Below are 12788 nucleotides of genomic sequence, written 5' to 3' on the forward strand. Positions count from 1 at the left end.
GGGGCCCTCCTGGCCCTGGCAGACGACGGCGGGGGAATCCGGAAAGGTCAGCGATGAGTCTCACAGGTACGCCGTTCTTCGCGGTCACGATCCTCCTGGTCGTGCTGACCGTGGTGGCCCTGGTGGTGGTCTGGAACCGGATACCCGGGCCGGCCGCGGTGCGAGGCGCCGCCAGGGTCGGCCTGATCGTCTTCAGCCAGGCCGCGGCCGTGGTGATGGTCCTGGTCTTCGTCAACAACCGGATGGGCCCGTTCTACGACACCTGGGGCTCGCTGTTCGGCCAGGACGCGAGTGTCCAGGTGGCCGCCGGCGGCAGCGGGGACAGCAGCGGCACCGGCGGCGGCAAGGGGACCACCGGGGTGAGCAACGTCACGGCGCCGAAGCTCAACTTCAGCAAGTACAGCAGCGATGTGCTCGGCGCGGACGCGGTCGGGCCCGAGTCGCGGATCAAGGGCGACATCTACGTGTGGCTGCCCCCGCAGTACAGCGAACCGGCCTACGCGCACACCTCCTTCCCGGTGCTGGAACTGCTCCCTGGCACCCCCGGCACGCCCAAGGCCTGGTTCGGCAGCATGCACGCGGACTCCGCGATGCGGACGCTGATGAGCGAGGGCAAGGTCAAACCGATGATCCTGGTCGCGGCCAAGATGAACATGTACGGCGGCAGCAGGGACTCCGGCTGCGCCAACCTGCCCGGCAGCTACCAGACCGCGACCTGGCTGGCCAAGGACGTCCCGGCGCTGATGAAGCAGAACTTCCGGGTCTCCGGCGACCGCAGGGACTGGGGCATCGCCGGCTACTCGGCCGGCGGCTACTGCGCGGCGAACCTCATCGTGCAGTACCCGCAGGTCTTCCGTGCCGCGGTGACCATGTCCGGCTACAACACCCCGGACGCCGCCGTGGTGCTCAAGGACCCGGCGCTGACCGCCGCCAACAACCCGCTGCTGCAGCTGCGGAAGGCAGCGAAGCAGCCCGACATCGTGCTGATGGCCCAGGGGGTGCAGACCGACGGGACGACGGTCGCGGACGCGAGGGCGCTGGTCAAGGCGCTGCACACGCCGGGGAACAGTCAGGTGATGACCTTCTCCAGCGGCGGCCACGACACCACGACCTTCATCAAGGAGATGGGCCCGATGCTGACCTGGATGTCCAAGCAGCTCACCGGTCGGTGACGGCCCCCGGGGCGACCGGCAGCACCGCGCGGACCACGCGTTCGGCGGCGCCGCCGTCGTCCCAGGGGCAGAAGCGCTCGCGGAACTCGGAGCGCAGCTTGGCCGCGTCGGTGCCGTCGAAGCCGCTCGGCGAGCGGTCGGCCAGGACCGCGGTCAGCTCCTGCTGGGTGGTGGCGACCAGGCCGGGGGGATGTTCCATCAGGTCGAAGTAGACGCCGCGGATGCGCTGGTAGTCCTCCCAGTCCGGGGCGAAGACCACCATCGGCCGGTCCAGCACCGCGTAGTCGAACATCACCGAGGAGTAGTCGGTGACCAGGACGTCCGCGGCCAGGCAGACCTCCTCCACCGAGCCGTGCCGGGAGACGTCCACGATGCGTGCGGCGGCACCCGCGCCCTCGGCCCGGTCGCCGGCCGTCCCGGCCCGCTCGGGGCGGCTGTAGAAATAGTGGGCGCGCACCAGCAGCGTGTAGCCGGGGCCCAGCGCCGCCGCCAACTCCTCGACGTCCAGCGGGGAGACGAACGCGGCGTGCTGCTCGCGGTGGGTGGGCGCGTAGAGCACCGCGGTGCTGCCCGCGGCGACGCCCAGACGCTCGCGGATCGCCGCGGCCTCCTCGGGGGTGGCGTCGGCCAGCCGGTCGTTGCGGGGGTAGCCGGTCTCCAGCACCTGGTAGCCGCCGGGGTAGGCGCGGCCGAAGGCTGCGGTGGAGTGCGGGTTGGGCGAGACCAGGTAGTCCCAGCGGGCCACATGCTCCAGCAGCCGGTCGAAGTCCATGCCGGCCGCGGCCTCGGGGCGGTCCCGCAGGTCCAGGCCGAGGTACTTCAGCGGGGTGCCGTGCTGGGTCTGGATGTGCACCGAACCGGGCCGCTTGGCCGCGGTGTGCGGGAAGTTGACGTTGTTGACGAAGTACTTGGCGGTGCACATCAGCTTCAGGTAGGCGGGGGTGTTCTCCAGCACCCAGGGCACGCCCTCGGGCATGGCCGCGCCCTGCGCCCTGGTCTGCACCACCCACACGCCGCGGACCGAGGGGGCCAGTTCGAGGGCCTTCTCGTAGATCGCCGCCGGGTTGCAGGCGTAGCCGCGGTACCAGTAGGCGGCGTAGACGGCGAGGTTCTGGTCCAGCGGGAGCCGGCGGTAGGCCGCGGAGAGCCCGCGCCTGGCGGTGCCGCGCACGGCGCGCCTGGCCTGCGGCACGGTGCGGCGGGCCCGGCGGCGGACGGTTCGCGGCAGCGCCTGCAGCGGGCGCAGCCGCTGGTAGGCGCCCCAGGCGTCGCGGTCGACCAGTCGGTACTGCACCCCGCGCAGGCCGCCCGGGTAGCTGTAGCCCTGCGGGCGGCGCCGGCGGAAGTGCGCGGAGGCGCGGTGGAAGAAGTCGGCCCGCAGCTCGGCCGGTACCAGGCCCGGGGTGTCGAGCACGGTCACCGCCTGCTTCACGGTTCGGTCGAAGACCAGGCGGCGGAGCGGTGCGGCGATGTCGGGGCGGCGGTCCAGGAACGCGAAGACCGCGTCGTACTGGGCGAAGGCGTCGGCGTGCCGGGGCGAGGCGGTGTTGGTGATCGCGCCCTCGCGCTCGCGCCGGTAGAAGTAGAGCTCCTGCGGCAGCAGGCTGATCCGCTCGGCGGCCAGCAGCAGCGGATAGGTGACCGAGAGGTCCTCGTAGTAGCCGTCGCCGAAGCGGACGTCCAGGCCGAGCAGGAACTCGCGGCGGACCACCTTGTTCCAGGCCGAGAGGATCATGTTCAGCAGCGCCGGGCGCTCGGCCAGGGTGAGCGTGTCCGGGGCGTCGGCCAGAGTGCCGCGCCAGGTGTCGGGTTCGACGCTGCCGTCGGGGTAGACCCGGGCGAAACCGGTGACCAGCACATCGGGGCGGCTCTCGGCCAGGCGCGCGGAGACGGTCCCGACCGCGCCCTCGGCCAGCCAGTCGTCGCTGTCCACGAACCAGACGTACGCACCGGTGGCCCGCTCCAGGCCGGCCTCGCGGGCGCCGCCGAGGCCGCGGTTGGCGTCCAGGTGCAGCACGGTGAGCCGGGGGTCGCGGGCGGCGTACTCGTCCAGGATGGCGCCGCTGCCGTCGGGCGAGCAGTCGTCGACGGCGACCACCTGCAGCCCGGGGAGGTCGGCGGCGAGGACGGAGTCCAGGCAGCGCGGCAGGTAGTCGGCGACCCCGTACACCGGCAGGACGACGGACAGGGAGGGGGAGTCGGCTGCGTTGGGGGTGGGCGCACTCACGGGCGGTTCTACTCCAGGTCCGGTCCGGGACGAATCCCCCGAGCCTACTGCGCGCCCTGGACCGCCTCGGACCTGCCACTGGCGGAGACCAGGTCCGGGTGGATGTCGAAGAGCCGGCGGATGCCCAGGGCGTTGAACACCCGGTGCACCTCGCTGCTGGCGCGGTGGTCGCGGGCGGCCGGGAGGACCAGCCGCAGCTCCCCGGAGCAGGAGCGCAGCAGCCGCCGGGCGCCGATCAGCACGCCGACGCCGCTGGAGTCGCAGAAGCGGACCTCGCTGAGGTCCAGCAGGATCCGGCGCTGCCCGGAGGCGACGGCGTGGTGCACCTGGTCGCGGACCACCGCCCCGGAGGCCAGGTCGATCTCGCCCGCCACGCGGAGCAGGGTCCAGTCGTCGAACGTCTCGGGCGTCACTGTCAGTGTGCTCACGCTGTGCCGCGATTCTCGGGTTGTCGGGTCGGTGGGTGGGACGGAGGTGACGGGAGTGGACAAAAGTCCAGGGAAAACGGTCACCGAGTGTTCTTGACGAGCCATCAGGCTATCGGGAGCAGCCGACGGAGGACAGCCCGGATCACAGTCCGTACATGGAATCGATCCGAAACGGTCCGATCCGAAACGGTCCGTGGCCAGTCAGTTTCTGCGAACCGCCCTGTCACCTCACCCGGCGGCGCTAGGTTCAAACAGGGACGTTCCGATGAAGGGCGGTGCCCATGGCGACATCGGCCCCGATCCGCTGGGACCGCCAGATCCAGCGGCGCCTCGCCCGCGGCGAGGAGTCCGCGCTCGGTGAGCTCTACGACCAGTTCGCCCCGCTGGTGCTCGGACTGGCCAGCCGCGTCCTGGACGACGCCGAGGCCGCCGAGCAGGTGGTCCGCGAGGTCTTCGCCCATGTCTGGGAGCACCCCGGCGACTTCGACCCGGCCCAGGGCTCCATGCGCTCCTGGATCGGCACCCTCACCCACCGCCGCGCCGTCGAACGGCTGCGCAGGGACCAGGCGCCGGACGGCGGCGAGGGCGACGAGGACGGCCCGACGGCTCCGCCGGAGTCCTCCAGCATGGAGGAGCAGGTGCTCGCGGAGGCGACCGCGGCCCGGGTCCAGCACGTGGTGACCTCGCTCCCGCTGGCACTCAGGGAGACCCTGGTGCTCACCTACTTCGGCGGCCGCACCTACCAGCAGGCCGCGCGCGAACTCGGCATCAGCACGGCCACCGCCAAGCACCGGATGCGGCTCGGCCTCCAGCTCCTGGCCACGGCCCTCTCGACGGAACACACCTCATGAGCGCCCCGATACCTCCGGGGAGCCCGGAACCGCCGCAGCGCCGGCCGGGCGGGACGCCCGACCACGACACGCTGCGCGGACTGCTGGGCGCGTGGGCGCTGGACGCCTGCCCCGCCGAGGAGGCCGCCCAGGTCCAGCAGCACCTGGCCGGGTGCCCCGGCTGCGCCGAGGAGGCCGGAAGGCTGCGGCATGCGGCGGGCTGGCTCTCCGCCGACGAACCGCTGGACCCGGCGCCGATCCTGCGCACCCAGGTGCTGGCCCGGGCCCTGGCCCGGCGCGCGCCGGAGGTCAGGGTCCCCGAGTACGCGGGCGCGTTCGTCGCCGAGACGGCCCGGTTGGACGCGCTGCTGCGGGACCTGGGCGAACTCGACTGGCTGGAACGCGCGGAGCTGCCCTGGCACGGCGGCTCGGAGCACTGGCGCCCGGCCGAGGTGCTGTGCCACCTCACGGCGGTGGACGGGGTGGTGTCCCGGGCGCTGGGCCTGCCCGACCCGGTGCCCTCGCCGGACGGCGGCATCGACCTGGTGGAGCGCACCGCGCGGCTGATGGCCCAGCAGCGGCGGCGCGGCCCGGAGACCGTCCGGGCGTTCTGGCGCGAGCAGACCCGCGCCCTGGTGGAGACGGCCGCGCTGGTCGACGCCGCCGGGCAGCCCTCGGCGGCGGCGGACCTCCCGGTGGACTACGGCGCGTTCCAGCTGCCGCTGCGGGACGCCTTCGTGGACCGGGCCTTCGAGTGCTGGATCCACGCAGAGGACATCGCCGAGGCGGTGGGGTGGCCCTACGGGCCGCCGCGCGGGGCGCACATCCGGGCCATGGTGGAGCTGGCCACCCGGCTGCTCCCCTATGCGCTGACCACGCTGCGCATGGCCGGCCCGGGCTCGCCGACCGCCCGGCAGGGGCAGGGCGCGGTGAAGCTGATCATCGAGGGCCGCGGCGAGAGCGAATGGCTGGTGCCGCTGGAGATCCCGGCCCCGGACGCCCCGCCGCTGCGCGCCGACACCGAGCCGGTGGCCACCGTCGCCATCGACGGCGTCGAGTTCTGCTTCTTGTGCGCGGCGCACCGGGATCCGGACCGCACCCCGCACGGCATCATCGGCGACCGCAACGCCGCCCGCGACCTGCTCCACGCCGCACGCCTGCTGTCGCGCCCCTGAGGGGCCCGCGGGGCCGGGCTCAGGCGAAGACGACGGTGCGGCTGCCGTTGAGCAGGACGCGGTGCTCGGCGTGCCACTTCACCGCGCGGGCGAGCGCCTGGCATTCGGCGTCGCGGCCCAGGGCGACCAGTTGCTCGGGGGTGACGTCGTGGCTGACCCGGACCACCTCCTGCTCGATGATCGGGCCCTCGTCCAGCTCGGCCGTCACATAGTGCGCGGTGGCGCCGATCAGCTTCACGCCCCGGGCGTGCGCCTGGTGGTAGGGCTTGGCGCCCTTGAAGCTCGGCAGGAACGAGTGGTGGATGTTGATCGCCCGCCCGGCCAGGGCCTTGCACAGGTCGTCCGAGAGCACCTGCATGTAGCGGGCCAGCACGACCAGGTCCACCCGCTCCGCGGCGACCAGCTCCAGCAGCGCCGCCTCGGCCCCGGCCTTGGTCGCCGCGGTCACGGGGATGTGGTGGAACGGGACGCCGTAGGAGCCGGCCAGGTCCTTGAAGTCGGTGTGGTTGGAGACCACCCCGACCACGTCCACCGGCAGCGCCCCGGTACTGGCCCGGAACAGCAGGTCGTTGAGGCAGTGGCCGAACTTGCTGACCAGCAGCAGCACCCGGGCGCGCTCCGCGCTGGGGTGGATCTGCCAGTCCATCCGGAAGGCGTCGCCGGTCGCGGCGAATGAGGCGCGCAGCTTCTCCAGGGTGACCGGGTCCTCCGCGGAGAAGTGCACCCGCATGAAGAACAGCCCGCTGGTGCCGTCGCCGAACTGCTGGCTGTCCACGATGTTGCAGCCGGTCAGGAAGAGGTAGCTGGACACCGCGTGCACGATGCCCTGCTTGTCCGGGCAGGAGAGGGTCAGTACGTACTGGCCCGTGCCGGGCTGCTGCTGGGACACCGGATGCTGCCTTTCTGCGGACTCCTGAGCAGCCAGCCTGCCACAGACGGGCGGCCGGCCGGCGAACCGTCTCACGCCGCGAAAGGCTCCGGCGGGGTCAGTCCACGACGCGGTCAGTCCACGACGCGGGTCAGGCCACGACGCGGGTCAGGATGGACAGCACCTCCAGCGACCGCGGCGCGACGTCCGGGTCCTCGCCGTCGTTCAGGGTCAGCCGGACGTGGGCGTCGCGGCAGGCGCGGACCGCCTCGGGCCAGCCGTGGTGCGCCAGGTACGCGGCGGAGGGGGCGTCCGCCCCGACCTGGTGCATGATCCGCAGCACCCGCAGCACCGCGGTGTCCACCAGCGCGGCCTCGGCCGAGTCGCGGACGATCGTCCCGACGTACTTCTCGGCGGACCAGCGGTCCAGCCAGGTGTCCTCGACCAGGCGGTACACGGCGTCGGTGACGTCGCCGTAGCCCTCCCGGCCGGTGACCCAGAATTCCTGCTGGAACGCTGGGTCGCCGAGCATGTGCAGGGCTGAGCGGACCCGGGCCCGCCAGCGCCACCAGGGGATGTCAGTGAGCGGCATGGCGCCCATGCTCCCCGAGTGAGGGGCCGTTCGAGAAGACTTTTGCGAACCGTGCTGCGAACCCTGCATAAGAATCGATCCTACGTTCCCATTGCTACGGCTGTTCTCACGGCGTTGGCCCGTTGTTCCCCGGAGCGCCGCGTCGGCGTCCGCCGCTGCCCGGAGGCTTTCCCCCGAGCTATGTGGCGGGCCGACCGGAGCCCGCCTCCAGGGAGGGACAGCGTGCCATGAGGTCCACCGGACGATCGAGCCGTACGGTCGCCGCCGCCGCGGGTGCGGCACTGCTGCTGGGCGGCCTGGCCGCCTGCGGCGGCAACGCCGACGCCAGCGAGCACGGCACCGTCACGGTGATGACCTGGGCGCCGGAGGAGGGAGCGGTGGGCAGCCAGGCGGGGATGCCGGCGCTGGCCGCCGCGATCGCCAAGGACTTCAACGCGACCGGCGGCATCGGCGGCCGCCAGGTCCAGGTGCTGACCTGTGACGAGCACAACACCAGCGCGGGGGCCATCGCCTGCGCCAACGAGGCGGTCGCCAGGAACGTGGTGGCGGTCGTCGGCTCCTACAGCCAGTACGGCAGCGACTTCATGCCGCTGCTGGAGGGGGCCGACATCCCCTACCTCGGCGGCTTCGGGCTCTCCCCCGAGGAGTTCAACTCGATCTACTCCTACCCGGTCAACGGCGGGTATCTGACGCTGCTGGCCGGCAACGGCGAGCAGCTGGTCAAGGCCGGCTGCACCAGGGTCGCCGTGGTCCGCCCGAAGAGCGACCTCGGCGACACCATGCTGGGCTCGCTCAAGGCCGGCCTGTCCACCGGCAATGTGTCCACGGTGGACGTCCCGGTCGACTCCGGGCGCACCGAGTACTCGGCCGCGGCGGTCCAGGCCATCGGCAGCGACGACAACGGCTCCTGCGTCACCACGGCCCTCGACCCCGCCTCCACCGCGACCTTCTTCGACGACTACCGGCGCCAGGCCCCCCGGCACACCCGGCTGTCGTCGGTCATCGGCAGCGTCCAGCAGTCCCTGGTGGACTCCACCGGCGGCGCCACCGGACCGCTGCAGTCGCTGCTCGCCACCGGCTGGTACCCGCCGGACAGCAGCCCGGTGTGGAACTCGCTGCACGCCCTGGTGAAGACCTACGCCTTCACCGACAACCGGATCAACACGGCCGACCCTGGCGAGGAGACCACCTGGATCGCCTACGAGGTGCTGCGCAAGGTCGTCTCCGGGATGACCGGGCAGATCACCGCCAAGTCGCTGCGGATCGCCCTGGACAACAGCGGGCCGATCGACACCGGCGGGCAGACCCCGGCGCTGGCCTGGGGCATCAACGACACGCTGGCGCTGAGCAGCGCGCCCCGGCTGGTGAACACCCGGGTGACCTTCCTGGGCGTGCAGAACGGGCAGCTCAGCGAGGGTGAATCGGGACTGCAGGACGTGCGTGCGCTGCTGCTGAAGCAGTAGGGCCTGTCCGGAGTTCCGGCCGGACAGGCCCCAGGACACGCGCGTCGGGCGGACGCATTCAGAGCTGGGTGGCCGACAGCTTCGGCTGACCGGTCTCGGCGGCGATGGCGTTCCACAGCTTGGACGCCTTCTCCTTGGCGGTGCTGGCGGTGCCGCTCGCGGCGTCGGCGGCGTTGCGGCCGCCGGCCTTGGGCCGGTGGTCGTGGGCGCAGCTGCCCTTGGACTCGGCCGCCCAGGCGGCGTAGTGGCTGTCGGCGCTCTCCGAGGCCTTCCAGCCCTCCTGCAGCGCGGCGACCAGCGCGGCGCCGTTCTTCAGCTGGTCGGTCTGCATGCTGCCCAGCTGGCTGACCAGCTGCTCGCGCAGGCCCGCCGCGGTGGTCAGGTTCTGCTTGGCCTGATCCAGGTTCCGGCAGTTGGTGATGTCGCCCACCGCGCTGATCACCGCCGCACGGCTGTGCGAGGCCGTGGCCAGCAGATCGGACATCGCCTTGGCCTGGGTCTGCGCGGCCGAGGCGGACGTGGCGCCGCTGCTGGCGCCCGCGCTCGCGGAGACCGAGGTGGTACTGCCGACCGCGGCCGCGCCCTTGGACGAACCGCCGCCGAGCGCGGCGGCGACCGCGATGCCCAGGACCGCGCAGCCGGCCACCACGGCGATGCCGATGGCGCGGGTGCTGAAGCGGCGGGTGGCGGGGCGCTCGTCGTAGCCGCCCTGGTCGTAGCCCGGGGCCGGTGCGCCGTAGCCGCCGCCCTGGTCGTAGCCGCCCTGCTGGTAACCCTGCTGCGGGTAGCCATTGCCGTAGGTCGGCTGCTGGTGCGGCTGCTGGGGCTGCTGGGGCTGCACGCCGGGATAGCTCGGCATCGGCACGATGAACTGCGTCGAGGCCTCCTGCTCGGGTGCGGCCTGCCGGCCGTAGCCCTGTTCCCCGTAGCCCTGTTCCCCGTAGGACGGTTCGCCGTAGTACTCCGGGTTGCCGTCCGGCTGGGCCTGGGTCGGGGCGTTCCAGGGGAGTCCGTCCGGCGAGGAGCGGATGACCTCGCCCGGCATGGCCGGCCCGGGCTGCTGCCCGCCCGAGGTCCCCCCGGCCGGTTCCGGTCTGAACAGGTCCTCAGGGGTCAGCTCGTCGTTGCTGGGGCGACGGAGATTCAACGCGCATCCTCACTTCGCCCGGTGGGGCGGGCTGCTCTGCCCCCGCACCGGGGCGGGACCACTGGCCGACTCCCACGGCGCGCGGCCGAGTCCTGCCCGGCCTACCCCATGGAACGCCCACGCTACCGGTTCGCCCGGAAGAGTGGCTATGAGCCCTGGTGTATTGACGGCACTCCGGCCCCACGGCAGTGCCGAATTCCGCTACGCCGCAACCTCCGCCAGCGACCTCGCCTGGAACTCCCGTACCACGCGCTGCTCGCGGAAGGGTTCCAGTCTGCGCCGGAAGTCGTCGAGGTACTCGGCGCCGCGCGCCGAGCGCAGCCCGGAGAGCAAGTCCACGGCGCGCGCGCCGGTTTCGCACGCCTGCTCCACGTCCTTCAGCTGCAACTGGGCCGTGGCCAGCAGCACCAGGTCCACCGCGCGGCGGCGGACCCGGGTCTCCGGATGGCCGCGCAGCGCCTCCTCGGCCTGCCGGGCGGACTGCCGGGGCTGCTCCAGATCCCGGTGGCAGTGCGCGAGTTCGTCGGCCAGGTAGGCGCCGTCGAAGTGGCCGATCCAGGCCGGGTCCTCCTCCGGACGGCTGTGCTCCATCGCCTCTGTCGCACGCGCGGCCACCGCGTCGCAGGAGCGGGCGTCGCCGAGCAGCGCGTGGCCGCGGGCCTCGGCGACGTAGAACATCGCCATCGCCGTGGGCGTGGCCGCGCCGCGCGCGCCCTCCTGGGCTGCGCGGGCGAGTTGGGAGATCTCCCGGGGATTGCCCAGGGTGGCCGCCAGATGGCTCATCGAGGCCGCCAGGACGTAGCCGCCGTAGGCCCGGTCCCCCGCCGCCTGGGCCAGCCGCAGCGCCTGGATGTAGTACCGCTGGGCCAGGCCGGGTTGGCCGGTGTCGATGGCCATGTACCCTGCCAGCTCCGTGAGTCGGGCCACCGCGGCGAACAGCGCCCGTCCGGTCTCCTCCCGGTAGGAGCCGGAGAGCAGCCCGGAGACCACGCTGTTGAGGTAGTGCACCACGACCGGGCGGACGTGCCCGCTGCCGAACCGGTGGTCGAGTTCGACCAGCATCTCGGTGGTCGCCCGCACCGCCTCGACGTCCGCGAGGCCCACCCGGGGACCGCCGTTGCGGGCCACCGTCTCGTCCGGGCGGGTGATCAGCCAGTCCCGGCTGGGCTCCACCAGGGCCGAGGAGGCGACCGAGGTGCCGATCAGGAAGTCGCGGCGGCCCACATCGCTGCGCCACAACTCGCAGACCTGTTCGACCGCTCCGGACAGGGTCGCCGAGAAGTGCAGCCCGATGCTGGAGGAGAGGTTGCGGCCGTCCGCCATGCCGATCTCCTCGACGGTGACGGACCGTCCGAGCTTGCGGCCGATGGCTTCGGCGATCACCGCCGGGGCCTGCCCGCGCGGCTGCTGGCCGCGCAGCCAGCGGGCCACCGAGGTCTTGTCGTAGCGGAGGTCGAGCGCGTGTTCGGCGCCGCAGAGGTTCACTCTCCTGGCCAGGCCGGCGTTGGAGCAGCCGGCCTCCTGGATCAGCGCCTGGAGTCGTTCGTTGGGCTGTCGTGCGACCAGTGGTCTGGCGGCCATGGACGTGCCTCCCCCTCGAGCGTGATGGTCACCCCGACAGGTCATCAGCATTCCCCGCACAGGGGCCCGCGAAGCCTGTCGGGTCGCACGGCATTTGAGACATTCCGTCCAGAGTATCCAGACGTCTCCCTGATGGGATACCCGCTGGCGGGCCCCGACTCCCCTGTGCGCCCCGTCCGTGCACCGACGCGCCCCCACAGGTCGGACGGCAGCGATCACTTTCGTGGCAACGCCCGTAACCCGCTCCGTCCTCGCGAGTTGTGCACGGCGTGGAAGACACCCTGGGAGCTACTCGGCCGACCTCCGTCCATCGGGAACGCGCGCATCGGGACACCGTGCATCAGGACACCGCGCATAGGGACACCGCGCATCGGGACGCCGCCCGCGACCCGCTGATCGAGGCCGCCGTCCGCTACGCGGAGGAACGCCATTGGGAGGTCGCCGCCGGCAGTTGGCTGATCGAGGACGACGGGCCGCTGCGCTGCTCCTGCGGCGATCCCGACTGCCCCGCCCCCGGCGCGCACCCGACGACCCGCGACTGGGCGCGCAAGGCCAGCGCGGGCCCCGGCGTGGTACGGCGCTGGTGGACCGACAACCCGCTGGCCTCCGTGCTGCTGCCGACCGGCCGCGCCTTCGACGCCATCGACGTACCCGAGATCGCGGGCTGCCTGGCACTGGCCCGGATGGAGCGGATGGGCCTGCAGCTCGGCCCGGTGCTGGCGGTCCCCGGCGGCGGAGCCGGCACCGCGGGCCGCGGCCGCCGGCTGGTCTTCCTGGTGCTGCCCGGATCGCTGCCCAAGCTCCCGGAGCTGCTGCGCAGGCTCGGCTGGGGGCCCGGACGGCTGGACCTGATGGGCCACGGCGAGGGCGACTGGATCGTGGCCCCGCCGACCCGGGTGGGCACCTTCGGCTTCGCCCAGTGGGCCAGGGAGCCCACCACCCTGAACCGCTGGCTGCCCGAGGCCACCGAGCTGATCAACCCCATCGCCTATGCATGCGGCCGAGAGGCGCCGCTGACGTCACCGCTCTCCTGAGCGACCGTCAGCCGCAGCCCGGCGTCCCCGGTGCCCCCGAATCCGCCCCCGGATCCGCCTCCGATCCGCAGGGCTTCGGGGGCACCGCTCTGTGTGCCGCCCGCTGCGGCTCCATGCCCCTCAAAACCCCACTTTCGAGTGACAACGCTCAAGGATTGCCGGTTGCTGCCGAGGGGAGGAATGGGGTCGTAAGGATCAACCGCCCGGAGGGAGCCGCCGCAGGAGGAACATCGAGTGCGGGGGCACGAGGGGGAGGCCCGGAGGGGAAGCC

At 72.6% G+C, this 12788-nt stretch carries 11 protein-coding genes; 5 read left to right on the top strand and 6 right to left on the bottom strand.

The annotated features are described in order from the left end of the window. Nucleotides 1–53 precede the first annotated feature (53 nt). Nucleotides 54–1172, top strand: a complete 1119-nt coding sequence (locus TR46_RS21400) for an alpha/beta hydrolase (protein WP_052432979.1) — start codon at nucleotides 54–56, stop codon at nucleotides 1170–1172. Here TR46_RS21400 and TR46_RS21405 read toward each other — a convergent pair. Next, nucleotides 1159–3399, bottom strand: a complete 2241-nt coding sequence (locus tag TR46_RS21405; RefSeq protein ID WP_052432980.1) for a bifunctional glycosyltransferase/CDP-glycerol:glycerophosphate glycerophosphotransferase — start codon at nucleotides 3397–3399, stop codon at nucleotides 1159–1161. The genes TR46_RS21400 and TR46_RS21405 overlap by 14 nt on opposite strands. A 44-nt stretch (nucleotides 3400–3443) precedes the next feature. Continuing rightward, on the bottom strand, nucleotides 3444–3827 hold the full coding sequence (locus tag TR46_RS21410) for an STAS domain-containing protein (protein ID WP_236655422.1): 384 nt from the start codon (nucleotides 3825–3827) through the stop codon (nucleotides 3444–3446). 281 nt (nucleotides 3828–4108) lie between these two features. Between TR46_RS21410 and TR46_RS21415 the strand changes: the two genes are divergently transcribed. Both TR46_RS21415 and TR46_RS21420 read left to right on the top strand, forming a co-directional pair. Beyond that, the gene (locus TR46_RS21415; protein WP_042403723.1) at nucleotides 4109–4678 is read left to right on the top strand and encodes a sigma-70 family RNA polymerase sigma factor; all 570 of its coding nucleotides are present in this window, start codon (nucleotides 4109–4111) and stop codon (nucleotides 4676–4678) included. Continuing rightward, complete coding sequence (locus tag TR46_RS21420) at nucleotides 4675–5832, top strand: zf-HC2 domain-containing protein (protein WP_052432981.1); 1158 nt, start codon at nucleotides 4675–4677, stop codon at nucleotides 5830–5832. Before TR46_RS21415 ends, TR46_RS21420 begins: the two co-directional genes overlap by 4 nt. A gap of 19 nt (nucleotides 5833–5851) precedes the next feature. Here the strand turns inward: TR46_RS21420 and purU are convergent, their stop codons facing one another. Both purU and TR46_RS21430 read right to left on the bottom strand, forming a co-directional pair. After that, nucleotides 5852–6721 carry a formyltetrahydrofolate deformylase gene (purU, locus tag TR46_RS21425; protein WP_042403725.1) on the bottom strand — a complete coding sequence of 290 codons (870 nt, stop codon included), beginning with the start codon at nucleotides 6719–6721 and terminating at the stop codon, nucleotides 5852–5854. 130 nt (nucleotides 6722–6851) lie between these two features. After that, entirely contained in the window at nucleotides 6852–7301 is a 450-nt protein-coding gene (locus TR46_RS21430) for an SCO4402 family protein (RefSeq protein ID WP_042403727.1), read from the bottom strand. 218 nt (nucleotides 7302–7519) lie between these two features. Between TR46_RS21430 and TR46_RS21435 the strand changes: the two genes are divergently transcribed. Then, nucleotides 7520–8755 (top strand): ABC transporter substrate-binding protein, encoded by a 1236-nt coding sequence (locus TR46_RS21435; protein WP_042403729.1) that lies wholly within the window; start codon nucleotides 7520–7522, stop codon nucleotides 8753–8755. 58 nt (nucleotides 8756–8813) lie between these two features. On the opposite strand, the gene TR46_RS38150 is transcribed toward TR46_RS21435, so the two are convergent. Together TR46_RS38150 and TR46_RS21445 are read right to left on the bottom strand one after the other, a co-directional pair. Further along, a complete protein-coding gene (locus TR46_RS38150) occupies nucleotides 8814–9902 on the bottom strand; it encodes a hypothetical protein (protein ID WP_052432982.1) in 1089 nt (362 codons plus the stop codon). Nucleotides 9903–10103: 201 nt separating this feature from the next. Continuing rightward, complete coding sequence (locus TR46_RS21445) at nucleotides 10104–11483, bottom strand: NsdA family TPR-like regulatory protein (RefSeq protein ID WP_042403731.1); 1380 nt, start codon at nucleotides 11481–11483, stop codon at nucleotides 10104–10106. Between the two features lie 335 nt (nucleotides 11484–11818). Between TR46_RS21445 and TR46_RS21450 the strand changes: the two genes are divergently transcribed. Beyond that, nucleotides 11819–12517: a bifunctional DNA primase/polymerase gene (locus TR46_RS21450; protein ID WP_042403733.1), complete on the top strand. Its 699-nt coding sequence runs from the start codon at nucleotides 11819–11821 to the stop codon at nucleotides 12515–12517. Nucleotides 12518–12788: the final 271 nt, after the last annotated feature.

It is taken from the genome of Streptacidiphilus carbonis (assembly GCF_000787775.1).
GTDB classification, from domain to species: domain Bacteria; phylum Actinomycetota; class Actinomycetes; order Streptomycetales; family Streptomycetaceae; genus Streptacidiphilus; species Streptacidiphilus carbonis.